Annotated in this window: 27 protein-coding genes and 1 pseudogene; 15 read left to right on the forward strand and 13 right to left on the reverse strand. The window is 41.1% G+C overall.

What is annotated here, in order from left to right; all coding sequences use genetic code 11:
• The first annotated feature begins 37 nt into the window (after nucleotides 1–37).
• The 9 genes from GMA13_RS05660 to GMA13_RS05700 all read left to right on the forward strand — a co-directional run bounded on the left by GMA13_RS05660 (nucleotide 38) and on the right by GMA13_RS05700 (nucleotide 5,651).
• Nucleotides 38–916: a LysR family transcriptional regulator gene (locus GMA13_RS05660; protein WP_255883585.1), complete on the forward strand. Its 879-nt coding sequence runs from the start codon at nucleotides 38–40 to the stop codon at nucleotides 914–916.
• A 99-nt stretch (nucleotides 917–1,015) separates the two neighbouring features.
• Nucleotides 1,016–1,408 (forward strand): MerR family transcriptional regulator, encoded by a 393-nt coding sequence (locus GMA13_RS05665; protein ID WP_255883584.1) that lies wholly within the window; start codon nucleotides 1,016–1,018, stop codon nucleotides 1,406–1,408.
• On the forward strand, nucleotides 1,390–2,394 hold the full coding sequence (locus tag GMA13_RS05670; RefSeq protein ID WP_255883583.1) for an aldo/keto reductase: 1,005 nt from the start codon (nucleotides 1,390–1,392) through the stop codon (nucleotides 2,392–2,394). Before GMA13_RS05665 ends, GMA13_RS05670 begins: the two co-directional genes overlap by 19 nt.
• A 29-nt stretch (nucleotides 2,395–2,423) precedes the next feature.
• Nucleotides 2,424–3,104, forward strand: coding sequence for a flavodoxin (locus tag GMA13_RS05675; RefSeq protein ID WP_255883582.1), 681 nt, complete (start codon nucleotides 2,424–2,426; stop codon nucleotides 3,102–3,104).
• A 53-nt stretch (nucleotides 3,105–3,157) separates the two neighbouring features.
• Nucleotides 3,158–3,913 (forward strand): carboxymuconolactone decarboxylase family protein, encoded by a 756-nt coding sequence (locus GMA13_RS05680; protein WP_255883581.1) that lies wholly within the window; start codon nucleotides 3,158–3,160, stop codon nucleotides 3,911–3,913.
• Complete coding sequence (locus tag GMA13_RS05685; protein WP_255883617.1) at nucleotides 3,867–4,121, forward strand: hypothetical protein; 255 nt, start codon at nucleotides 3,867–3,869, stop codon at nucleotides 4,119–4,121. Before GMA13_RS05680 ends, GMA13_RS05685 begins: the two co-directional genes overlap by 47 nt.
• Nucleotides 4,122–4,327: 206 nt before the next feature.
• The gene (locus GMA13_RS05690) at nucleotides 4,328–5,068 is read left to right on the forward strand and encodes a helix-turn-helix transcriptional regulator (RefSeq protein ID WP_255883580.1); all 741 of its coding nucleotides are present in this window, start codon (nucleotides 4,328–4,330) and stop codon (nucleotides 5,066–5,068) included.
• Nucleotides 5,069–5,090: 22 nt separating this feature from the next.
• The gene (locus GMA13_RS05695; protein ID WP_255883579.1) at nucleotides 5,091–5,450 is read left to right on the forward strand and encodes a hypothetical protein; all 360 of its coding nucleotides are present in this window, start codon (nucleotides 5,091–5,093) and stop codon (nucleotides 5,448–5,450) included.
• A 24-nt stretch (nucleotides 5,451–5,474) separates the two neighbouring features.
• Nucleotides 5,475–5,651, forward strand: coding sequence for a hypothetical protein (locus GMA13_RS05700; protein ID WP_255883578.1), 177 nt, complete (start codon nucleotides 5,475–5,477; stop codon nucleotides 5,649–5,651).
• A gap of 323 nt (nucleotides 5,652–5,974) precedes the next feature.
• Here the strand turns inward: GMA13_RS05700 and GMA13_RS05705 are convergent, their stop codons facing one another.
• From GMA13_RS05705 to GMA13_RS05720, 4 genes are read right to left on the reverse strand one after another with little or no spacing between them, the layout of a single operon-like run.
• Nucleotides 5,975–6,187 carry a hypothetical protein gene (locus GMA13_RS05705; RefSeq protein WP_255883577.1) on the reverse strand — a complete coding sequence of 71 codons (213 nt, stop codon included), beginning with the start codon at nucleotides 6,185–6,187 and terminating at the stop codon, nucleotides 5,975–5,977.
• Nucleotides 6,180–6,743, reverse strand: a complete 564-nt coding sequence (locus GMA13_RS05710; protein ID WP_255883576.1) for a sugar O-acetyltransferase — start codon at nucleotides 6,741–6,743, stop codon at nucleotides 6,180–6,182. Before GMA13_RS05710 ends, GMA13_RS05705 begins: the two co-directional genes overlap by 8 nt.
• Before the next feature lie 22 nt (nucleotides 6,744–6,765).
• Nucleotides 6,766–7,764 carry an alpha/beta hydrolase gene (locus GMA13_RS05715; protein ID WP_255883575.1) on the reverse strand — a complete coding sequence of 333 codons (999 nt, stop codon included), beginning with the start codon at nucleotides 7,762–7,764 and terminating at the stop codon, nucleotides 6,766–6,768.
• Nucleotide 7,765: 1 nt separating this feature from the next.
• Complete coding sequence (locus tag GMA13_RS05720; protein WP_255883574.1) at nucleotides 7,766–8,002, reverse strand: hypothetical protein; 237 nt, start codon at nucleotides 8,000–8,002, stop codon at nucleotides 7,766–7,768.
• A 142-nt stretch (nucleotides 8,003–8,144) separates the two neighbouring features.
• On the opposite strand from GMA13_RS05720, the gene GMA13_RS05725 reads away from it, so the two are divergent.
• Complete coding sequence (locus GMA13_RS05725) at nucleotides 8,145–9,020, forward strand: LysR family transcriptional regulator (RefSeq protein WP_255883572.1); 876 nt, start codon at nucleotides 8,145–8,147, stop codon at nucleotides 9,018–9,020.
• Nucleotides 9,021–9,242: 222 nt separating this feature from the next.
• Here GMA13_RS05725 and GMA13_RS05730 read toward each other — a convergent pair whose 3' ends face one another.
• From GMA13_RS05730 to GMA13_RS05750, 5 genes are all read right to left on the reverse strand, one after another.
• Nucleotides 9,243–9,968 carry a CPBP family intramembrane glutamic endopeptidase gene (locus GMA13_RS05730; RefSeq protein ID WP_255883570.1) on the reverse strand — a complete coding sequence of 242 codons (726 nt, stop codon included), beginning with the start codon at nucleotides 9,966–9,968 and terminating at the stop codon, nucleotides 9,243–9,245.
• An 82-nt stretch (nucleotides 9,969–10,050) separates the two neighbouring features.
• Nucleotides 10,051–10,650, reverse strand: a complete 600-nt coding sequence (locus GMA13_RS05735; protein ID WP_255883569.1) for a carboxylesterase — start codon at nucleotides 10,648–10,650, stop codon at nucleotides 10,051–10,053.
• A 30-nt stretch (nucleotides 10,651–10,680) separates the two neighbouring features.
• Entirely contained in the window at nucleotides 10,681–10,872 is a 192-nt protein-coding gene (locus GMA13_RS05740) for a hypothetical protein (protein WP_255883568.1), read from the reverse strand.
• A complete protein-coding gene (locus GMA13_RS05745; protein ID WP_255883567.1) occupies nucleotides 10,873–12,426 on the reverse strand; it encodes a hypothetical protein in 1,554 nt (517 codons plus the stop codon).
• Nucleotides 12,427–12,431: 5 nt separating this feature from the next.
• Nucleotides 12,432–13,100, reverse strand: coding sequence for a TetR/AcrR family transcriptional regulator (locus GMA13_RS05750; RefSeq protein WP_255883566.1), 669 nt, complete (start codon nucleotides 13,098–13,100; stop codon nucleotides 12,432–12,434).
• Nucleotides 13,101–13,501: 401 nt separating this feature from the next.
• Between GMA13_RS05750 and GMA13_RS05755 the strand changes: the two genes are divergently transcribed.
• From GMA13_RS05755 to GMA13_RS05775, 5 genes and pseudogenes are all read left to right on the forward strand, one after another.
• Nucleotides 13,502–13,747, forward strand: coding sequence for an SHOCT domain-containing protein (locus GMA13_RS05755; protein WP_255883565.1), 246 nt, complete (start codon nucleotides 13,502–13,504; stop codon nucleotides 13,745–13,747).
• Nucleotides 13,748–13,833: 86 nt separating this feature from the next.
• Entirely contained in the window at nucleotides 13,834–14,181 is a 348-nt protein-coding gene (locus GMA13_RS05760; protein ID WP_255883564.1) for a recombinase family protein, read from the forward strand.
• Entirely contained in the window at nucleotides 14,103–14,951 is an 849-nt protein-coding gene (locus GMA13_RS05765; RefSeq protein WP_255883616.1) for a recombinase zinc beta ribbon domain-containing protein, read from the forward strand. Before GMA13_RS05760 ends, GMA13_RS05765 begins: the two co-directional genes overlap by 79 nt.
• Complete coding sequence (locus GMA13_RS05770) at nucleotides 14,952–15,368, forward strand: recombinase family protein (RefSeq protein WP_255883563.1); 417 nt, start codon at nucleotides 14,952–14,954, stop codon at nucleotides 15,366–15,368. It abuts the gene before it with no gap.
• Nucleotides 15,368–16,933 (forward strand): annotated as a pseudogene (locus tag GMA13_RS05775) (recombinase family protein). Before GMA13_RS05770 ends, GMA13_RS05775 begins: the two are co-directional and overlap by 1 nt.
• Before the next feature lie 57 nt (nucleotides 16,934–16,990).
• Here GMA13_RS05775 and GMA13_RS05780 read toward each other — a convergent pair.
• The 4 genes from GMA13_RS05780 to rlmD all read right to left on the reverse strand — a co-directional run bounded on the left by GMA13_RS05780 (nucleotide 16,991) and on the right by rlmD (nucleotide 21,612).
• Nucleotides 16,991–17,662, reverse strand: a complete 672-nt coding sequence (locus GMA13_RS05780) for a hypothetical protein (RefSeq protein WP_255883562.1) — start codon at nucleotides 17,660–17,662, stop codon at nucleotides 16,991–16,993.
• Nucleotides 17,663–17,886: 224 nt separating this feature from the next.
• Nucleotides 17,887–19,533, reverse strand: a complete 1,647-nt coding sequence (locus tag GMA13_RS05785) for a radical SAM/SPASM domain-containing protein (RefSeq protein WP_255883561.1) — start codon at nucleotides 19,531–19,533, stop codon at nucleotides 17,887–17,889.
• Nucleotides 19,523–20,155 carry a hypothetical protein gene (locus GMA13_RS05790; RefSeq protein WP_255883560.1) on the reverse strand — a complete coding sequence of 211 codons (633 nt, stop codon included), beginning with the start codon at nucleotides 20,153–20,155 and terminating at the stop codon, nucleotides 19,523–19,525. Before GMA13_RS05790 ends, GMA13_RS05785 begins: the two co-directional genes overlap by 11 nt.
• 98 nt (nucleotides 20,156–20,253) lie before the next feature.
• Complete coding sequence (gene rlmD, locus GMA13_RS05795) at nucleotides 20,254–21,612, reverse strand: 23S rRNA (uracil(1939)-C(5))-methyltransferase RlmD (RefSeq protein ID WP_255883559.1); 1,359 nt, start codon at nucleotides 21,610–21,612, stop codon at nucleotides 20,254–20,256.
• Nucleotides 21,613–21,797 lie beyond the last annotated feature (185 nt).

The following is a 21,797-nucleotide window of genomic DNA, read 5'->3' on the forward strand; positions in this document are numbered from 1 at the left end:
AATTTAAGTATAATGCCTTGTATGGAGGCACATAATTATGGAACTTAGAGTATTAAACTACTTTCTTATGGTTGCAAGAGAAGAAAATATTACGAAAGCCGCACAGCTTCTTCATGTGACACAGCCGACTCTTTCAAGACAGCTTATGCAGCTCGAAGAGGAACTCGGCGTAAAGCTGTTTGACAGGTGCAGTCACAGCATTATTCTTACAAGTGAAGGAATGCTCCTAAAGCGCCGAGCGCAGGAAATGCTAAACCTTGCAGAAAAGACCCGCAATGAGCTTACGCAAAATGAAGAGAACCTGACAGGATTGATTTCCATCGGCAGCGGAGAATTACAAAGCATGAATGAACTGGCGAATTTGATTTCCGGCTTTCGCCTCCATCATCCCCTTATTACATTTGATATTTTCAGCGGAAACGCAGAGGGAATTAAAGCTCGTATTGAAAGCGGAGCATTGGATATGGGCCTTCTGCTGGAGCCTGTCGATACAGCTAAGTATGAGTTTATCCGGCTGCATACAAAAGAAAAGTGGGGGGTGCTTGTTCGTGATGATTCCGAACTTGCCGTAAAGGAAAGCGTTGCGCCGGAAGATTTGGTGGATTATCCTTTGTTAGTGCCTGCAAACAAACCGGTACAGAACGAGCTTGCAAGTTGGTTTGGTGATTATGCAAAGCAAATGAATATCATATCCACGCATAATCTTGTATATAACAGTGCGGTTATGGTACAAAACGGTGTTGGAATTACCGTAACGCTGAAACTGGACTGTCATTATGATCATCTGAAATTCATTCCGCTTCGAAACGGGTCGGAACTTAGCTCTGTCCTTGCATGGAAGGACAGTCAAGTATTTTCACCGGCTACAACTGCGTTTATTGATTATATAAAGAAATGCCCAAAAGGCATTGTATGAAATAGAAAATAGGCGTTGGACATTTCATAAATATAAAACTATAATATAGGTGTTCCCGGATAGGGGCACCTATATTTTTTTGTAAAGGATGGCAGAAAGATGACAAAGGAAGAAGTCAGCGAACGTTATTGTATTCCGATCAGCATCCTGAACGAATACCATGAGATGGGACTTTGCGATGCCGTCCGCATGGCGATGGATGATTGGCATTATGATGACGAAGATTTGGAACGACTCAGTATGATCATGGCGCTTCACGATATGGGCTTTCAAAAAGAGGAAGTAGAATCCTATATGAAACTGCTGATCGAAGGAGATTCTACAGAAAAAGCAAGAATGAAAATACTGGATGAGCATCGCAAAAAAGCATTGGATGAAATACATTTGCGGGAACGCCAGCTTGATCGGATGGATTATCTGCGGCATGAAATCCGTGAAAATCTAAAGAAAAACAGAAGTAAAGGAGGAAACAAATGCAATACACAAAATTAGGAAATACCGATATAGAAATATCCAAGTTATGCGTTGGCTGTATGAGTTTTGGCAAAGCAGGAACAATGCATGACTGGACACTGGACGCTGAGAAAAGCGAAGCGGTGATCAAGCACGCTCTTTCTCTTGGTATCAATTTTTTCGACACGGCAAACGGGTATTCGGCGGGAACAAGTGAGGAATACCTCGGCAAGGCAATCAAAAATAATGTGCCGAGAGATCAGGTAGTGATAGCGTCTAAGGTTTATTTCAACGAAGGACGGTTATCTCGAAAAGCCATTCTAAGGGAAATCGAAGGCACGCTTAAACGTCTCGGAACAGATTATCTTGATTTATATATCATCCACCGTTTCGATTACGATACACCGATTGAAGAAACGATGGAAGCATTGGACTTACTGGTAAAAGCGGGAAAAGTCCGAGCTATCGGTGCGTCTGCAATGTACGGATACCAGTTTCACAATATGCAGCTTATAGCGAAGGAGCATGGCTGGACACAGTTTTCCGCAATGGAAAACCACTATAACCTCCTGTACAGAGAGGATGAACGGGAGCTAATTCCCATCTGCAATCAAATGGGCGTGTCTCTGATGCCATACAGCCCACTTGCCGGAGGACATTTGGCGAGAGCAACGTGGCAGTCCAAGTCTCTACGAGGTCAGACCGACCGTGTCGCCAAAGGTAAGTATGACAGAATGGAACAGCAGGACATTCTGATTGTGAATCGGGTAAAAGAACTTTCGGAAAAATACAACTGTAAAATGTCACAAATAGCGATTGCGTGGCAGTGGGCTAAGGGTATTGCCTCTCCTATCATCGGAGCAACGAAGGCGTCCTATTTGAATGATGCAGTAGGTGCTTTGGAAATCAATTTGACAGCAGAGGACATTGCGTTTTTGGAAGAGCTTTATGTTCCGCATCCGATTGTCGGTGCAATTGATAAGAATCCTGATCAAGGCGTTATCCTGCTCGACGAGAAAAAATAGAAAAATAAAATAAGGAAGGATTTTGTACAATGAAAAAGATTATACCGATACTTTTATCAATTCTAATGGTGCTTTCCCTTGCCGCCTGTGCAGGGAACAGCAACAATCCGTCGGAAAGCAGCTCTCAGAACAGTACAGCAAGCACAAACGAAAACAAAACAGAATCGTCGAACACTTCGGCGAGTGGGGCGACAGACTCTCAACCTGATGATGCCGAAACAGGGAAAAAAGTGCTGGTAGCTTACTTCTCCGCAACAGGAACGACAAAAAAGCTTGCAGAATATGCGGCAGACGCTATGGATGCCGAACTTTATGAGATCGTTCCCCAACAGCCTTACACCTCTGCCGACCTTGACTACGGTGACAAAAACAGCCGTTCCACAAAAGAGATGAATGATCCGGGCACCCGTCCTGAAATCAACGGCAGTGTGGAAAATATGGCGGATTATGATATTGTTTTCATCGGCTATCCGATTTGGTGGGGCGAAGCTCCTAGAATCGTCAGCACCTTTATGGAAAGCTATGACTTTTCGGGAAAGACCGTTGTTACCTTCAGCACCTCAGGAAGCAGCGGGCATAATGACAGCAGTATTCAGCCTCTTGCCACCGGCGTAAACTGGATTACCGGAACAAGATTTGCAAGCAATTCTTCCCGTGACGATATGGTGGAATGGATTAACGGACTCGGTTTAGATATTCAGGAAAAATAAAGCAGAAGTATGGATTAAACTTAACAATATTAAATAAGATAGGAGAATTGAATATGAGTGAAAAAATCGTACAAACCGCAGGAAAGGTGCAGCTCGGTGACTTTGCGCCGGAGTTTGCACACTATAACGATGATGTTCTGTTCGGAGAGAACTGGAACAATCAGGACATTGACCTGAAAACACGCTGCATTGTTACTATGGTGGCACTGATGGCATCCGGTATTACCGATTCGTCGCTGAATTATCACTTGGAAAACGCAAAGGCGCACGGTGTGACCAAAGCAGAAGCCGCAGCGATTATTACACATGCTGCCTTTTATGCAGGCTGGCCAAAGGCTTGGGCAGTTTTCCGCTTGGCAAAAGATGTGTGGAAAGAGGAAGCATCCGAAACAGACGCAAAGACTGCCCATGCCGCTCAGATGGTATTTCCTATCGGTGCGCCCAATGACGGCTTTGCACAGTATTTTATCGGGCAGAGCTACCTTGCACCACTGTCTACGGAGCAAGTCGGCATTTTCAACGTAACCTTCGAACCGGGCTGCCGCAACAACTGGCATATTCATCATGCTGACAAGGGCGGTGGGCAGATCCTCGTCTGCGTAGCAGGTGAAGGTTACTATCAAGAATGGGGCAAAAAAGCACAGCGGCTGCATCCGGGCGATGTTATCAACATTCCCACGGGTGTCAAACACTGGCATGGAGCTGCTCCTGACAGTTGGTTTTCTCATTTGGCGATAGAAGTACCAGGCGAGAACGGTTCCAATGAATGGATGGAAGCTGTGGACAACACGCAGTACAGCGAAATCTAATAGAAACAGCAGTCGGGTAAGTGACGAGGAGCTATTTACCCGACTGCTCTATTACGGCATAGCGCACCTCAATCTGTCACAGAGTGAAGTGTGCCTTATGCCATTTGGACTTCTGCTTGACTTGTGGGAGTGTCATAAGCAGTACAACGGCATCACAAAACCAAAGCGAAAGGTTACTATTGACGATGTTATTCCGTATGGCGTTTGATTACTTTGAAAAAGATTGAGATTGTTTGAGCGGTATGATATAATTAACTTGTTGATAAATCGGAATTTTACAGTATGTTTTGATTTTATACAAGGTGGTTTGGTATTTTGCAACCAGTGGTTGCAAGCACTGGTATAATAGCACCAACAAGTTGGTTCAATAATCGGTCTATTATTGTTATGATTATGAAACAGGAGGTGTTTAGAATGACTTTAGGAGACAATATTCAATATTTGCGTAAGGTAAATGATATTACGCAAGAGGAACTTGCAGAAAGGCTTTCTGTTTCAAGACAAACCATTTCTAAATGGGAAATGAATCAGGCATATCCTGAAATAACGAAACTTATAGAAATAGGGAATATATTTCATTGCAAGATTGATGAACTCTTGAAAGAAGATATGGATAAACGAAAGGATGTTTATTCAGAGGTTACAGTTAAAGAAATTCCTGGATTTCGCATGGGACGGTATGTAATTATTTCGTACAATCCAGAAGATGATGTACACGCTTATATGGATAGATGGGCTGAATCAAGTGGGTTAAATTCATATACAAATTATAAGCCCAAACGAATAGGATGGGATTTCCCTTTTGTATCGGCAGAACAACAAAATCGTTTTGGATTAAGAGGTTATGTGGCTGCTTACATATTACCAGATGGATTTGAACCAAAGTGTGGTGGGGTGGAAATTGCAAGTCAAGGAGTTGCTAAATATGCATGCATAACGATTTGTGACCCATTTGCAAGAGCATTTGAATATATCCCCAATGCATATAAAAAGGTATTAGAATATCTAAATGCAAATGGATTTAAGGAGAATGTAAGTGGAGAATACTTGTCATGTTTTGAGTATGTATATGAAAAAGATAATACCACATATATGGAAGTATGTATTCATGTTGATTCTGTCGGATATGCAAATTTATTTACCCCTTTAAAATAAATTTATTAGAATGGAGAAGATGATGGAACTTATTATGCAACCAACAAGTACGACATGTGGTCAGGCATGTGTTGCTATGATTACAGGAAAAAATATTGAAGAAGTGATACAGGCAATGAGAACAGATGGACCAACAAGTATAGGTCAACTGATAGAAGCATTGGACTTTTATAAAATAAATCATGCTGAAAGAAATACTCGCATTTCAAAGAAAAATCCAGTTCCGTATAAATATTCTATTTTAACTGTTCATACAAATGCTGGTTATACGCATTGGACATTGTTATTTGACGGTAAATATTATGATCCTGAATTTGGCTTAGTTGAAGGAGAATATACTCACGGAAAAATAACTTCTTTCCTAGCGATATATGAACGGTGATATACAGTTTAGGAGGCGATTCGAATGAATGAGCTAGTAAAAGAATATTTAGAGAAGTATCCTCGTGAAGTTATTGAAATGCATAATGCTTTGAGACAGCTAATTTATGATAGCGTTTCGAGTGAACCAGAAGAAACGCTGTGGGCAAAAACTGCCAAGTTATTATTTGGGGGAGCCTTTTGTAAGGCTTATTCCATTTAAAGACCATATTAACATTGAAGCAAATGCTGTGTTGGAATATAAGGATGTTTTAGTTGATTATAAAGTAACTCCTAAAGGAATGTTGCAGATTTTCCTAAAACAAGATATTCCTACCGATGTGTTAAAACGGATATTTGCAGATACTTTAAGATAAGTAAACAGAAACTTTCAGTTTATCTATAAATTAAAACTCAAGGAGTAATCTTTCGTAGATTGCTCCTTTTTGCATGTATTTTTATCAGAGCCTTGACGGTATCGTTATTCCTCAATGTGACTGTGAAGTGCTGTTCTCCTATTGTGATCTGCATACCATCAGTCTTCTTTTATTCTTCCTGTTCGGCAGTTGTTTCCTCCTGTTTAGTGGACGTGACGGAATCCGTCGCAGCTTTATCTGTACTCTCACTTTGTATCATAACAGCAGAGCTTTCACTTTGTACCGTTACAGCCGAGCTATCTTCGGAGCAATTGCCGCAGGCGGTCATGAACAACATCAAAAAAGAAGCCAAAATAGCTGTAAATCTTGATTTTCTAATCATATATACTCCTTATCACTCTTGCAGGGCTGCCTACCGCTATCATGTTTTCGGGAATGTCCTTTGTTACTACCGAGCCTGCACCAATGATCGCATTGTCCCCGATAGTCACACCCGACAAAATTGTAGAGTTAGAGCCTATCCATACATTCTTGCCGATGCGAATTGGCTTAGGTATAAGATCGTGCCGCTGCTCAGGGAGAAGTCCGTGGTTCAGAGTTGCAAGCACCGTGTTATGACCGATCAGTGCCCCGTCACCTATATAGATACCGCCCTGATCCTGAAACTTACAGCCTGCATTGATGAACACGCCCTTGCCGAGATGAATATTTTTACCACAGTCCGTATAAAATGGAGGAAACAACCCGACATCCACAGGCTCACCGACAAGTTCAGACATCAGCGAATTGATCTCATCGGGAGTATGATAGCGGTTATTAATCTCCATTGTAATACGGATAGCGTCCTGACTTAACCGGTGCATAATACGGTGAACATCACTCTCCGCCGTGACCTGATAACCACTGTTCATAAATGCAAGAAATTCCTCCGTTGTCATCGTTGTTTCCTCCATAATTGTTTTATTTCATATATTCATGATAGAACGCCTCAAGCTTGTCAAACGGGATGACCTTTCCATCACCGCCGTCATACAGGTCGGTATGCGAAGCACCCTCAATCACAAGAAGCTGTTTATTATCGGAGAACTTGCTGTCCTTTATCATATTCTCATAAGCGTCCTTACCAAAATAGAAGGAGTGTGCCTTATCGCCGTGCATTATCATAACTGCGGAGCGAATCTCTTTGCTATACTGTAAGATCGGCATATTAATAAACGACATACAGCCTGTAACGTTCCAGCCGCCGTTGGAGTTAAGAGAACGGGGGTGATAACCTCTTTCGGTTTTGTAGTAAGCGTGATAGTCCTTGACAAAATAAGGTGCGTCCTCCGGCAAAGGATCTACAACACCGCCGCCGAGCGCATATTCACCGCTTACATAGTCCTTGATACGCTGTGCATTCATAGCGACCCTTTTCTCATAGCGCTTTTCCTCGCTGTCCTCACTGTCAAAATATCCCTTTGCGTTCACCCTCGTCATATCGTACATAGTCGATGCGACCGTAGCTTTGATACGGGTGTCCAGAGCTGCGGTATTGAGCGCCATACCTCCCCAACCGCAAATACCGAGGATTCCGATACGCTCAGCATCAACATTTTCCTGAATGGAAAGAAAATCAACGGCTGCGGAGAAGTCCTCCGTATTGATGTCGGGCGATGCGACATAGCGAGGAATACCGCCGCTTTCGCCCGTGAACGAGGGGTCGAAAGCGATTGTCAGAAAACCACGCTCCGCAAGTGTCTGCGCATACAAACCGCTGCACTGCTCCTTGACCGCACCAAACGGTCCGCAGACAGCGATAGCAGGGAGCTTTCCTCTTGTATTTTCAGGAATATACATATCAGCGGCGAGAGTTATGCCGTAGCGGTTGTGGAATGTAATTTTCTTGTGGTCAACCTTGTCGGATTTCTGGAAGGTCTTGTCCCATTCAGTTGTTAAAGTCAGCATTTCGTCTTTCATTTCAGATACCTCCGTTTTTTCTCATTGTGTAGGTGAAGTAGTCAAGGCAGTCGATGCGGTCATTGCACTTATGAACGCTGTCAAGAAGCGTCTGACGATAGGCTTTCAGAAAGCGATCAAGCGCAATGTACTGTCCGTTTTCGATCATAGTCAGGCATTTCGATATGCTGTTCTCGTCCAGACCCATATCAAGCAGATTTTCAGTTATGACAGCTTTCGTGTCGGCTGCGTTTGCCATATTCTCACCTCTGTTCTTTTCGGTAATTTTAGTATAATACAGATTATCTGATATGTAAAATACCTATTTAGAATTGCTTGCCATTCTTGACAGGAATAACAAAATCGGATATATTGATAATAGATATTATCGGAGGTTTACTATGGAAATACGGGTATTACGCTACTTTTTAGCCATTGCAAGAGAGGAAAACATGACAAGGGCAGCCGAGCGGCTTCACATCTCGCAGCCGTCACTCTCAAAGGAGATCAAAAAGCTGGAGGAGGAGCTTGGTCACGAGCTGTTTATTCGCACAAACAAGAGCATGCACCTCAATGACGAGGGTATGCTTTTACGCAAGCGAGCCGAGGATATACTTGCTATGGTGGATAAGACCGCCGAGGAGTTCAGCCAGCTTGATAACATCATCGGCGGAGAGATACGCATAGGCTGTGCAGAAAGCTATCTTATCAAATATTTGGCGCGGAGTATCAAGAGTTTCAAGGAACAGTACCCGGGCTTTATCTTTCACATTTTCAGCGGAGATACCGAGCCTGTTGCCGAACGTCTTGACAGGGGTATCCTCGATCTTGCCGTAATCGTTGAGCCTCCGAATCTATCAAAATACAACTATCTCACCATTCCCGAGTGCGACAAATGGGGACTTGTTATGCTCCGTGACTCACCGCTTGCAGAGAAAGAGTATGTAACCTTTGATGACCTCTACGGTTTGCCGCTGTTTTGTTCGGAGCAATCTATCCGTGTGGATTTCCCTCGTTGGTGTGGAGATAACATGGACAAGCTGAATTTCGCAGGAACGGTAAATCTCGCCTATAACGGCTCTGTTTTTGTGAAAGAGGGGCTGGGCTATCTGCTTACCTTTGAGCATCTGATAAACACGAACGAAGAAAGCGGTTTGTGCTTTCGACCGATCAAGCCTGACCTCGAAACAAGTATGTACATCATCTGGAAGAAATATCAGGTGTTTTCTCCAATTGCAGAGCTGTTTTTGAAAAAGCTGAAAGAAAATTTCGGATAAGACATGGTGTGCAAGTATGATAATAATAAGTATAAAGCAAACGCTCTCCGCATAGTGCAGAGGGCATTTTATTTCAGACTATACAGAAAGGTTGAGGGGCAAGAATAAGGAAAAACGCTGTCGAGCATTTTACTTGACAGCGCTTATGTTTATTTGAATATATTAATACTCCCTTTCTTCTACCTGAACATCTAATTCCAAATTCTATATTATCGAATAAATCTACATTCTGCACATCATTTCATAAAGCCCCGGAATAGCAGATGTTGCAAGAATTTGCATTGCTGTTATGACATCAATAAGAGCATGCCCAACCATTATCGGTAATGGATTTCTTTTCTTGTAGTAATACCAACATAAAATCAGTGTTAATGGTAAAAAGGATATAAAACGATAAATTATGTATTTCACATCAAATAGTGTTGGAATAAAACTGTGCTGTAAGGCGAAAAAGAAAGCCGGAACTGTTATTGCCAAAAACTTATTATTTATTTGGTTAACACCGCATCCCAAATATAACCCATCCTCCGCAAGCGCAGTTGTTACAGGCAATACAACAACATTTATAGCAGCCACCCATACCGGTATGGGTGCAATCATCATTGGAGCAGCGTATGGAATAACTCCGTAGCAAATATATCCCGCCACATACATACCGGCCATTCCAATCACAAAAATCAATAACGATATTCCTATAATACTTTTAGCCTTTGTCTCACCTTTACGATAATTGATCAATTCACGATAACTGCTTTTATTTTTCTTTGTAAACAAAAGGAGAATACATATAATAAAAACATTAACCGCACTGGCTATAATCGACCACCAATTACATATATCATCTAATTTTTGATTTACTATAGTTGCTCCAATTACGAAAATGAAAGCAAAAATCACACAGCGAATTGGAAGTAAATAAATCATATATTTATTTTTGTTAGTGACCATAAATCAACACCTCCATAGCTTCTCCATATCAAAACGGTGCTTTCTTCCTGTTTGTCATCCTTTTATTTGCTAACCATTTTTATCAAGCAAACTGCTCTATCCAGTTATCAAGATATTTCATTTGATTCTCTGTGTGGAACCAATGCTCTCCGCTTTTCATGACGGTAAGTGTTGCGTTGATTTGATTTGCGAATTCGGATACTGTTTCGTATGATGTTAAATTATCTTTTTCACCGTACAAAATATGGGTTGGAATAGTCCACCTTGCAGGATGCTCCCTTACATAGCAGAGATACTTCCATGAAAGAGTCTCACCAAAGGTCGTTTCAATTTTGCCTTTTTGACGGAGTTCATCTTCGGTTACATTTACCCACATCATCATATCCGTAATCAGCTTTTCCATATTCACAACGGGAGAGATGAAAAACGCTTTCTCTATTCGCCTGTCGCTTAAAGAAATCATCGTAAAATAAGCGCCTATGCTATTAGAGATGACCGTCACCGATTCGTAATCTCCGCATATCGAGTCAAATAGGCTCGGAAACTCATCTTTTGCGTCCCAAGGATACTGTGCAGTATAGTCAAGACCAATTACCTCGCAGTCCTTAAAGAGAGCTTTATAATGCTCTGCTTCCTCTGCACTGCCGCCTTTTCCGTGTATATATACGATTAACTTATTCATAAGGGTATCCTCCGCAAACCGGAATTTGCTTTACTTTTTCTTATTATTCATTTGCCTTAATATATTAAAAAGATTTGATAACAAAATGCACGCCAAGGCGATTATTAACGGTGTTGTGGTTTCTTTCCCGTCAAAAATACTAATGCACAAGAAGATTCCGCCTGCTATTATCAATCCAAGACTTGCTATGATGAAAAGACTATTCAGTACCTTTTTATCCACTTATTTTTTCTCCTCTATATAAGTTCTTGCCTTATAGATTTTTTTGACCACTCCCATCCGGCAGCACAGGCTTTCACAAGATGCGTCAGGCTTTACGGACAGCGCCCTGAGTTCTTTTTCAACCGCAGTAAGCCGGTTTTTCATATAGTGAACGATAACAAAATCCACTCGCTTCAGCCTATCCTTATTCTCGGTCAAAAAGGTTCTGATCGGTGCACATACTGCAAAGTCCCATACCGGAGTGCATACTGTGATATGCTCGTATTTTGAAACATCCCGATCTAAGGGCAAAATATTCATTCCCCACCGATGCATGGCAAACCGTCCGCACCACCAGAAGCCAAGCGTGCCGGATACCCGTTCGTCGGTTTTGAGCTCCAGAATATCCGCACCCACTGAATTGGCCTTTTCGTAGGCGATCTTTTTGACATATCCCATTCTCGAGAAGTAAACCACCAGCTCCTTCGGATTTGTTCCGACCCTTTGGTATGCGCTTTCGTCAAAGGTGAATTGCTCCTGCTGATAAAAAACAAGACATACGTACCCGGTTATCGCCTGAAGCAGTCCAAACACAAAATAGATCGTGGACATAAAGTTGGGCGGGAACATATAAAACTGAATGCAGATCCACAGCATTAACGTAATACCGAATATCATACCGAGCTGAATGCCCATTTTCCGTCTACAGATGAGCAGCACTGCCGCCGTGAGGTTTGTAATGCCGTTAACGATTAGCAGAGCAATACCGGGAAAGACGAAATCCCGATACAAAATATCCGCCAGGGGTAAAGCCTTAAAATACGGCAGTGTTGCATCCATCCCCATGGCCTTGCCGGTGGGGTCCAAAAGCATCCCGGCACTTCCGGCAACAGCGCCAATTCCAATAAACAGCGTCCAGAAAATCAAAAGCTTTCTGAAACGGTCATATCTTTTTCCCTCCCGTTGGGCAGGTGTTGTTTTCATATGTATCTCCTCTTTTCTAAAGTCAAATATCTCTAAGTTTTTCAACCCTTTGGATATTCCCCAAATTGCCAATCCTAAAACGGCTGTAATAACATAGGACATCAACCCTATAATAACAGCGGTCCAAAAAGTCAATTCGTCTGCGGGGAACATACCATAAACCAGCTTACCGGTAATTAAAAAGCGGATGTAATCAAACAATAAGTATGCTAATAAAAACATTGGCGATAGGGCTAAGTCCGCAATCCGAAATTTCCTTTCGCCCCACAAGAAAACATAATACAGGAAGACAAGAATCGGATTGATGACATGACAGAAAAACATTCCTCCACTAAAGTTGAAATGTGCAATACCTGATAATGTTCCGACTACCGAGATCAGAAAAACAATACTGATTGTCACCGTTTCAGTAAGATACAGTATATGTGGCAGCTTCTTATGCTTTACTTTCTCCAAGACATAGGCTGATAGAAACAACACGGCTCCCGCCATATTGGACCAAAAGGTCATTTCACACATATATTGAGGCTGCGGTATATAGGCACACAAAACTGATACCATCATAATAATTCCAATTATCAATTCAATCATCTTATTCACTCTCCCAAAGTTGGCACAAAAGGAAGCTCGTTCAGTTTCCGCCCGTGATACGTACCGTCTGTATTCTTCTCCACATCCATATAAACTTCCTTAATTCTACCTGATTTTATAAGCATTACCAGCCCGGCGAAAATCACGCTCAGCCGTTTGCTGATTTCTTCGTCGCTTAGCCGGATCACACGCATGGCACACATGGAACCTAAGCCAAAGGCATGTATCCAAAGTTGTTCAAACATCAGCGCGGCTTCTTCGGGGGACATTTCATAGTCCCAACTAATCAGTTCCCGACACACCTCCGGAATATCGCCCAGATCTTTCAGTGATTCTGCAAATCCAATCTCCGACGGATGCTCCTGCATAAAAAGCAATTTGAACAGTTCCGGTTCGTGGATGCCATAAGACACGATCATGATCCCGATGCGCTTGAAGGCCGGCGTGTATTCTCGGTAATCGCTGATATACTCCTTAAATTCCGCAAGTGCCAGCTCCCGTGCCGCCATTTTTACCGCTTCCATACTGGGAAGGACCGTAAAGATAGAGCTTGCGGCACAGTCCAAGCTTTTTCCCAGCCTTCTGGCCGTCAATGCCGCGATGCCTTCCTGCTTGATAATCTTAAATGCTGCCGTTGCGATTTCTTCCTGTGTATTTTTTGGTTTTGGTGGCATAATATGTCCTCCTTCTTGTATGTTTGAACAATGTTTCTGAATTTAGTTTCCGAACACTGTTCATAATATAACACAAAATCCACAGGAGGTCAATCCCATAAAAGAAAACGACCTTGCAAAGACCTCCGGATACTACAAGGCAAAATACAGAGTGTCATCTGTAAACGGCAGTTACTATTCGTATAAGTACGATAACAAAAATATATCAACACACAATTTCACTCCCGTATCAGACTTAGGTTTGGTACGGGAGTGTTTGTTATGTTCAGAATATCAAAAACTATGTTATAGCTGTTTTTCTGTCGCAAATCATTTGCCGAAATTTTTTTAAATAACCGCTCAAATATGTTTTTGTTCTCCAGTGGGAAAGTGAAGGCGTAGCGTTCAGATTGGAGGACATCATGAATCAAACTGAAAACAAGTCTGTTCTTAAAACTACAGATATTAAATCTCATTTAAAAATTAATCCAGTTCCGATTACAGATATGGAAATACAGCGGGATTATGATTATTTTAATGCTCAGAAAACAGCAAAAGCACTTCTGAATTCTGGACTTATTTCCTTGTCAGAATTCAACAAATTAACGCTTTTGAATCGTCAAACATTCTCCCCAATAAATGTAGAAATAATGCCAAAAATGACTTGAAAAACAAGGCGTTTAGAGTGATATATACACTTACGAAGGGAGGTGACCAACAATGAAGAAGATTACAAAAATCGACAAAGTGCAGAATGCGGCTGAAAAAAGGGCAGAAGCTTCGTGTTGCCGCATATTGTCGAGTTTCTACAAGAAGTGACGAACAAATTGAAAGCTTGAATATTCAGAAAATCCATTATGAAGGTTACATTGCTTCTCGTGAGGATTGGCAGTTTGCAGGATTGTATTTTGATGAAGGGATCACAGGAACTAAGAAGGACAAGCGTCCTGAGCTTAAAAGATTGATGCAGAAGGTGTTCCTACTAAAAGAGGTGGCCGCTGGACCTCAACAAGCATTCGTTGTATTCTTGCAAATGAGAAGTACACTGGTGATGTTATTTTCCAGAAGACCTATACGGATGATAGTTTTAACCGTCATATAAACGATGGATTTCTCGACCAGTATTTTATGCCGAATCATCATGAAGCTATCGTAAGTCATGAAGACTTTGATGCAGTAGCTGCACTTATCTCACAGAGAGCCACGGAAAAAGGTATCAAACGTGGAAGTAAAAAGTGTCAACAACGTTACGCCTTTTCCGGAAAGATTATCTGCGGAGAATGTGGCAATACCTTTAGACGAAGAATCCACACCAGCAAATATGGAAAGTATGTGGCTTGGTGCTGCAATACACATCTAAACGATACCAGAAAGTGCCCCATGCTATTCTTAAGAGATGATGATTTAAAAATTGCATTTACAACGGTTCTTAACAAGCTAATCTACAGCCACAAGTTAGTCTTGAAACCTTATGTTGCTGCACTGAAGAATAATTCCGGCGATGAAAGCCTCGTACGCATTCAGCACTTGGAGCGACTTCTGGAGCAGAACACAGAACAGCGTGAAACCTTAACAAAATTGATGGCTCAAGGCTACATCGACCAAGTCTTATATAACAGTGAGACAAATGCCCTTCTCGCTCAGGCCAATAATTACAGAGCAGACATTGATGTCATCAACGCAACCATGACCGGCGACAGTTCTAAGGTTTTTGAGGCAGAACGCTTACTTCACTTTGCAGAGCGAGGCTCACTGCTTGATGAATATAACGAAGAATTATTTGAGAGATTTGTTGACCACATTCATGTTTATTCCAGACAGGAAGTTGGGTTTGTTATGAAATGTGGTCTTACTTTTAAGGAGATGATTTAGATGGGGCATATACCACTTGGATATCGAATCGAGAAAGGCATTGCGGTAGTTGATGAACCTACTGCCACTAAAATTAGGCAGCTTTATAAGAATTACCTTAGCGGCCTTTCTCTTATAAATGCAGCTAAGAAAGCCGGTATTCAGGTATCACACTCTGGTGTCAAGCACATTATACAAAATGAACACTATCTCGGTGATGATTTCTATCCTGCAATAATCGATATAGAAACCTTCCGTTCTGCAAGTGATGAAATAAAACGTAGGTCAGCAAAGCTTGGGCGCGATAACCGATACAAGGCACCGCCGGAAAAGAAAGTACCGCTGCTCTTTCACATCGGTGACATTGAAAAATATTTTGACAATCCAATAAAGCAGGCTGAGTATTTATACAACCTAATAGAAAGCGAGGCTATTTGATGGGAAATGTAATGGTCATTCCAGCCAAGCGACAAATCGGTAATACCGGTCGTAAACAGGATGCAAAGCCTAAGCTCCGAGTCGCGGCGTACTGCAGAGTTAGTACCGACAGCGATGAGCAGGCTACAAGTTATGAAGCCCAGGTTGATCACTACACAGAATATATTAAGAAGAACGCTGAATGGGAATTTGCCGGTATATACGCCGATGATGGTATTTCAGGTACTAATACGAAAAACAGAGAAGAATTCAATCGCATGATTAGCGATTGCGAGGCTGGCAACATTGACATGATTATCACCAAATCAATCAGCCGATTTGCCAGAAACACCTTAGACTGCTTGAAGTATATCAGACGGCTTAAAGGAAAGAATATACCGGTATTCTTTGAAAAGGAATCTATTAACACAATGGATGCCAAGGGTGAAGTTCTTCTTACCATTATGGCTTCATTGGCCCAGCAGGAATCACAGTCCTTAAGCCAGAATGTTAAGCTTGGACTTCAATTCCGCTACCAGAATGGTCAAGTACAGGTTAACCACAACCGATTCCTTGGTTACACCAAAGATGAAGATGGCAACCTTGTTATTGACCCGGCACAAGCTGAAGTTGTAAAAAGGATCTACCGAGAATACCTTGAAGGCCACAGTATGGATAAAATAGCTGCAGGGTTGGAGAAAGATGGTATTCTTACAGGCGCCGGGAAACCACGCTGGCATACCAGCACCATTAACAAGATTCTCCGTAATGAAAAGTATATAGGTGACGCGCTTCTTTAGAAGACCTATACCACAGACTTTCTTAGCAAGACCAGAGTGAAGAACAATGGCATCGTCCCTCAGTACTACGTGGAAGGCAACCATGAAGCTATTATTCCAAAGGACATTTACATGCAAGTTCAGGAAGAATTGGTACGCAGGCGAGTAGTCAAAACCAGTGCCAACGGCAAGAAGCGCAGCTACAGCTGCAAGCACTGTTTTTCACAGATTATCATATGTGGAGATTGCGGCGAAATGTTCCGCAGAATTCACTGGAATAATCGAGGTAGCAAATCAATCGTCTGGAGCTGTATCAGCAGGCTTGAATCTACCGGGCTTGAATTCCACGCCAGAACCATCAACGAGCTTGACCTACAGGAAATCGTAGTAGCCGCCTTGAATGAACTGCTTGGTGATAAATCAAAATATCAGGAACAGCTACAGCAGAATATCGCATCGGTCATTAGAGCTTCTGCAGCAATCACCACTGATGGTATTGATGAAAAGCTTATGAAGCTTCAGCAGGAGCTTGTCAAAAAGGCAAACAACAAAGAAGCCTACGATGAGATTGCCAACCAGATTTTTGAACTTAGAGAAAAGCGCCAGCAAGCATCAATGGACACTGTACAGTGTGATGAACAGCTAAGCCGTATCACAGAATTACAGGATTTCATCAAAGCACAAACCGCTGACCTTACCGAGCTTGACGAGACCCTTGTAAAACGCTGGCTCAAGCAAATCACAGTCTGGCCCGATCACTGCACCGTTGAATTGAAATCCGGTCTCAAGGTCGATATTAACAGATAAGCATAGACGCACGAAACCCTCCCAGCCATGATGGTTGAGAGGGCAATTTTTATGTCTTTAACTTTTTTGCAGTCCAAAATGAATTGCAATTTCATTAAGTATTTCTGCTCGGCTGTCAGTTTCAGTATCTGTTCTCATAATCGTGAAAAAGCCACTGTTTGCAAATAAATCATAATACTTTTGACTGTTAATTCTTGCTATGCATTCCTTAAAATTCTGAAGTGCTTTTTCAGGGTTAGGGCACTTGGAAATCTCCGAAAGTAAAAACTGTTTGTCTTCATCACCTCTATCAAAAAATTTCTCAACACAAATTGACAGCGGTGACAGCATAATTGCAACATGGTTATAGTCAGATATTTTCTTAAGAATATCGCAAGGAATATTTGTATCAACAATGACCTTATTGCTTGCCGACAGCTTTATTAGCTCGACAATTTCGAAATCAGTTACTTCTCTTGATGTCCCTATATACCATTTTTCATATTCATCGGGTTTACGGCTAACATATTCCTGCCAATTTGTTTTAGAGTTGAAGTAACTGAGATTAGGCTGATCTTCTTGTGTGACAACAGATAAAATTGTATCCATATTATAATTTTCTTCGCAATGTATCATACCATAATTTTCTGCAAGCATTTTGCACATTGTTGATTTACCTGCATAGGCAGTACCGTTAATAAAATAGCAGTTTTTTAAATAATGCTTCAACACATTTTCTTTAATTTCCATTATTTATTCTCCGTATCAAAATTATCTTTTTGTTTTGACATAAATACTACACACTCAACGTGGCTCGATGAAACAGGATTGATGCAAATTGCTCTGTCCATTCTTGCAAACAAATCCATCAAATTTGTCTGTATATAATAATAAATAGCCTGCATTAAGTACTTCGTATTGTAAGTTTTTTTCATTGTTTTAAATATGTAAAACCAAATATCAGATAATTTTATTTACAGTAATTGTAATTCATGTTCATCAGACAGCAACAATTCAACATCAATCGGTCTATATGCAGAATCCAAAAAAGCACAAAGTCTTTTTTTCTGTGGATTTACAATTAATGATATAAAATCAGGATGTCTCTTCTGCATAGCCTCATGCAACTCCATATCCGGAACACTCAGCGTGGGGCTTAATTCCCCGGGGTGTGAATGAGCAATCCCTACAAGATGAAAGTTTTTTCCTAACATCTGATAATCAGAATCGTTATGCGGACAGTTTTGATTTATTATATTTATTTCCTGCACTAACTCATTGTAGTTTCTCTCCGAAAAAGCTGCAACTGTTGCTCCTCGGTTTTCAAGATTACCGGGAATAACAAATTCAACTACTATTGTTTTATCCTCTAATATAAAGCCCGCTAATCCTGCAAGTAGCTCACAGCAATTTCTGGGAGTATATCTTCCCCATGAAAAAAATGTAATCAACTCCCTTGACGCAGATGGTGTAAAAATTATTTTCCGTTCAGAGCTGCTGCCGTAAGAGATGCTTAATCCCTTCATTTTCGGATAATAAGATAAAATGGTTCGCTTTATCCTTTCTTCACAGTTCTTATTTATATGTTCAAAGTTAAAGCTTTTATCATAGCAAAATTTAGGTTTGTTTAATTCAAAATCCCATGTATGAAGGCTGTCACCTTTGCATTTACCATAATACTCGCAATTTTGGCAATGAATGCTCTTTTGTCTATCATTCTTTCTGAACCATAAAAACCCTTTTTTCCATATCTCCGTAAACGAATCCTTGCAAATATTTCCTTGTATCAGTTCCGGAATCCTTGGCACATTAGGGCAGACATAAATATCACCATTTGCAAGAATACTCGCAATATGTTTTCCCGTTTCACAAGAAAAGTTGTGTTGCCGATACAAATTATCACGTATTCCTAAAAAATGACTGCAACTGGTCGTAAACGTAATTTGTCCATTGAACATATGCCGTTCAAAAAAATCAAAATATTTATTGTAGTCTTCTTTTGTGAATAGTAAATCTTGATTATCCTCCGCCCGACCAATAGGATCAATGATTGCAAGTCTCCATGAATCGATATTCCATAACTTTAATTCCGAAAATAATCCTTCCAGTTCGTCTATATTTTTATGATTTACGACAGTAGTAATCTGTACCTCATCAAGAAAGTCAGCCTTCTTCAGTATAGAAACAGCCTGTTTAATTCTCTGAAATCCATCCGGGAGTTTTCTTAATGCATTGTGCGTTTCCGGCAAGCCATCCAAACTAATAGAAATGGTTTTCATACCGGATTTTTTCATTTTTTCAACTGTTTTGCTGTCTATCATAGAGCCGTTTGTCACCATACCCCATGGAAATCCAAGTTGAGATGCATAAGCCATAACTTCAAAAAGATCTTTTCGCAACAATGGTTCACCGCCTGTAACATTTATCATTATACTGCGTGATTCCATCTCTTCCGAAATTTCTTTCAGACAAGCGCAAATTGTTTTTGTATCGATCTCATTTTGAACCGGTTCTGTTTCAGAGTATTCACCACACCTACTGCCACAAAAATCACATTTTGCATTGCAGTTCAGTGTTGCCTCCCAAAACAAAGAATGAAGAGAAAAGTCATTATTCTTCATAATCCTTTACCTTAATAACTAAATTGTTCATAATATCATCATAATTGATAGAATTAGGATTTGGACAGCCATATAGTGTTACATAATCTTCCCGATCTAATCTTTCCCTACGCAATGATTTTATGTGATATACTCTATTTGGCGGCAATTCACACACACAAGCGCTAACACGATTAAACCCCGGACCTATCCTTGGATTTGCCTTAGGCCAATCTATAATTTCATATGTTTTATTATAGGATAATTTTCCACTCGCCCTCAAATTTCTTAGCGCATCATCGTCATTATGCATTCCCATAAGAGTAATTTCAACTCTTTTTCCGCTCTCTAATTGAAAATTCACTTGATATAAATTATGTGCCAAATGTAATAATCCTATCTTTTTTAGAGCAGCCATTCTCCTAATGTTATCAGTAACGGGTGTTTCAGCAATATTTTCGACATCCTTCACTACAGGTTCTGCTCTTGATTCAAATCTCTTTAATCCACACTTCGGACAAAACAAATATTCCATTGGATTAAATCTTCCGCACCCCAAACATGTGTACCCTGTTTCATCAAAGTCTGTTGTTATCTTGTCTGTACTTTTATTCCTTTTAAATAATTTGGTTAAAAAAAACATGTTTGTCCTCCTTTATTATGCCAAGTAAATTTGTCAATACTTTTTTGCAAAGCTTTCTTTGCAAATTATCCGAGAGATGTTATTATAATATTTATTCCTTACCTTGACATCAAACAGACCGTCTCAACGTGTGCTGTTCTTGGGAACAAATCAACCGGCGTCAATCTTTTTACATAATATCCCTGCTCGGAAAAAAGTTTAATATCACGTGCGAGCGTTGCACAGTCGCATGAAACGTATACAACCCTCTTTGGGTCGAGGCAGCTTATTGTGTCAATAAGCTCGGCGGCAAGTCCCTTTCTTGGAGGGTCAACTATAATAACATCAGGTGTTTCTCCACGCCTTTTAAGCTGCTCTGCCGCCTTTGCAGCATCTCCGCATATGAATTCGGCATTTGTTATGCCGTTGCTTTTGGCGTTTTCCTTTGCGTTTTCTATCGCCTGCGGTATTATCTCAACGCCGATAAGCTTTCTTGCTTTGTGCGCCATACTTAAACCAATCGTGCCTGTGCCGCAGTAAAGGTCAAGCAATATTTCATCTCCGTTTAAGGCTGCATATTCTGCCGCTATGCCGTAAAGCCGCTGTGCCTGCGTGCGATTTACCTGATAAAATGACAGGGGAGATAGGTTGAACTTAAGTCCGCATAGCTCGTCCGTAATGTATTCACTGCCGTATGCAATTCGGCACTTGTCGCCTAAAATCACGTTTGTTTTTTCTTGATTGGTGTTTATCACAAGGCTCTTAAAGCCATCAACCTCGTCTTTCAGCATATCGGCAAGCTGCTGCTCGCCCTCTGTTTTTTCACCGTTTATTACAAGGCATACCATCACCTCTCCGCTTACTTCGCCATATCTTATATAAAGGTGTCGCAAAAGTCCCTTGTGGGTAAGCTCGTTGTAAACTGACGGCTTGAAAATATTACACCACTTTCTGAATACATCGCATACCCTTGCAAATATCGGCGGCTGAAGCAGACAGCTTTCGCTGTCAATTATTCTGTGGCTATGAAAAGCGTAGAAGCCTGCCGTGTAGTTACCGTTACGGTCAATGCCTATCGGCAGCTGCGCCTTGTTGCGGTAGCCGTCACATTCCTGTGAGCCAATAATCTCGCCGACTATTTCGCCGTCAAGTCCGCCTATTCTCGTAACAGCGTCAAGCACCTTCTGGCGCTTGATTTTCAGTTCCTCACTGTATGCAATATGTCGGTAGGTGCAGCCTCCGCAGGAGTTGAACACCGGGCAGTCGGGCGTTATTCTCGACTTTGCCGGTGTGATAATATTCTCAATCTTTCCGATTGCATAGTTTTTTGAGGTTTTTATTATCCTTGCGTCAATCTCATCGCCTATTGCAGAGGCGGAAACGAATATCGCTATGCCGTCGTATCTGCCAACGCCGCTGCCTTGTGATGTCATTCCCGTTATCTCAAGTCTGATTATGTCGTTCTTCTTTAGCTTCAAGGGTAGTACCTCGCTTTGATTCTGATAACAATATAATATACCATTTAAGCGCTTTAATCAACAATTTGCGGTGTTAAATTGCACTAAATATCGTCTATTTAAATAAATCGGATAAAATTTCCAAAAAATATTTATTTTTTCGCCGTTTAGATATATAATAAATTAACAATACAATTGAAATTAGG

Source organism: Ruminococcus sp. zg-924 (assembly GCF_024433635.1).
Classification (GTDB): Bacteria; Bacillota; Clostridia; order Oscillospirales; family Acutalibacteraceae; genus UBA7067.

Coding starts and splice junctions, on each gene's coding strand:
- GMA13_RS05660 (WP_255883585.1), top strand. CDS start 38: ATGGAACTTAGAGTATTAAACTACTTTCTTATGGTTGCAAGAGAAGAA.
- GMA13_RS05665 (WP_255883584.1), top strand. CDS start 1,016: ATGACAAAGGAAGAAGTCAGCGAACGTTATTGTATTCCGATCAGCATC.
- GMA13_RS05670 (WP_255883583.1), top strand. CDS start 1,390: ATGCAATACACAAAATTAGGAAATACCGATATAGAAATATCCAAGTTA.
- GMA13_RS05675 (WP_255883582.1), top strand. CDS start 2,424: ATGAAAAAGATTATACCGATACTTTTATCAATTCTAATGGTGCTTTCC.
- GMA13_RS05680 (WP_255883581.1), top strand. CDS start 3,158: ATGAGTGAAAAAATCGTACAAACCGCAGGAAAGGTGCAGCTCGGTGAC.
- GMA13_RS05685 (WP_255883617.1), top strand. CDS start 3,867: ATGAATGGATGGAAGCTGTGGACAACACGCAGTACAGCGAAATCTAAT.
- GMA13_RS05690 (WP_255883580.1), top strand. CDS start 4,328: ATGACTTTAGGAGACAATATTCAATATTTGCGTAAGGTAAATGATATT.
- GMA13_RS05695 (WP_255883579.1), top strand. CDS start 5,091: ATGGAACTTATTATGCAACCAACAAGTACGACATGTGGTCAGGCATGT.
- GMA13_RS05700 (WP_255883578.1), top strand. CDS start 5,475: ATGAATGAGCTAGTAAAAGAATATTTAGAGAAGTATCCTCGTGAAGTT.
- GMA13_RS05705 (WP_255883577.1), bottom strand. CDS start 6,187: ATGATTAGAAAATCAAGATTTACAGCTATTTTGGCTTCTTTTTTGATG.
- GMA13_RS05710 (WP_255883576.1), bottom strand. CDS start 6,743: ATGACAACGGAGGAATTTCTTGCATTTATGAACAGTGGTTATCAGGTC.
- GMA13_RS05715 (WP_255883575.1), bottom strand. CDS start 7,764: ATGAAAGACGAAATGCTGACTTTAACAACTGAATGGGACAAGACCTTC.
- GMA13_RS05720 (WP_255883574.1), bottom strand. CDS start 8,002: ATGGCAAACGCAGCCGACACGAAAGCTGTCATAACTGAAAATCTGCTT.
- GMA13_RS05725 (WP_255883572.1), top strand. CDS start 8,145: ATGGAAATACGGGTATTACGCTACTTTTTAGCCATTGCAAGAGAGGAA.
- GMA13_RS05730 (WP_255883570.1), bottom strand. CDS start 9,968: ATGGTCACTAACAAAAATAAATATATGATTTATTTACTTCCAATTCGC.
- GMA13_RS05735 (WP_255883569.1), bottom strand. CDS start 10,650: ATGAATAAGTTAATCGTATATATACACGGAAAAGGCGGCAGTGCAGAG.
- GMA13_RS05745 (WP_255883567.1), bottom strand. CDS start 12,426: ATGATTGAATTGATAATTGGAATTATTATGATGGTATCAGTTTTGTGT.
- GMA13_RS05750 (WP_255883566.1), bottom strand. CDS start 13,100: ATGCCACCAAAACCAAAAAATACACAGGAAGAAATCGCAACGGCAGCA.
- GMA13_RS05755 (WP_255883565.1), top strand. CDS start 13,502: ATGAATCAAACTGAAAACAAGTCTGTTCTTAAAACTACAGATATTAAA.
- GMA13_RS05760 (WP_255883564.1), top strand. CDS start 13,834: ATGCGGCTGAAAAAAGGGCAGAAGCTTCGTGTTGCCGCATATTGTCGA.
- GMA13_RS05770 (WP_255883563.1), top strand. CDS start 14,952: ATGGGGCATATACCACTTGGATATCGAATCGAGAAAGGCATTGCGGTA.
- GMA13_RS05780 (WP_255883562.1), bottom strand. CDS start 17,662: ATGGAAATTAAAGAAAATGTGTTGAAGCATTATTTAAAAAACTGCTAT.
- GMA13_RS05785 (WP_255883561.1), bottom strand. CDS start 19,533: ATGAAGAATAATGACTTTTCTCTTCATTCTTTGTTTTGGGAGGCAACA.
- GMA13_RS05790 (WP_255883560.1), bottom strand. CDS start 20,155: ATGTTTTTTTTAACCAAATTATTTAAAAGGAATAAAAGTACAGACAAG.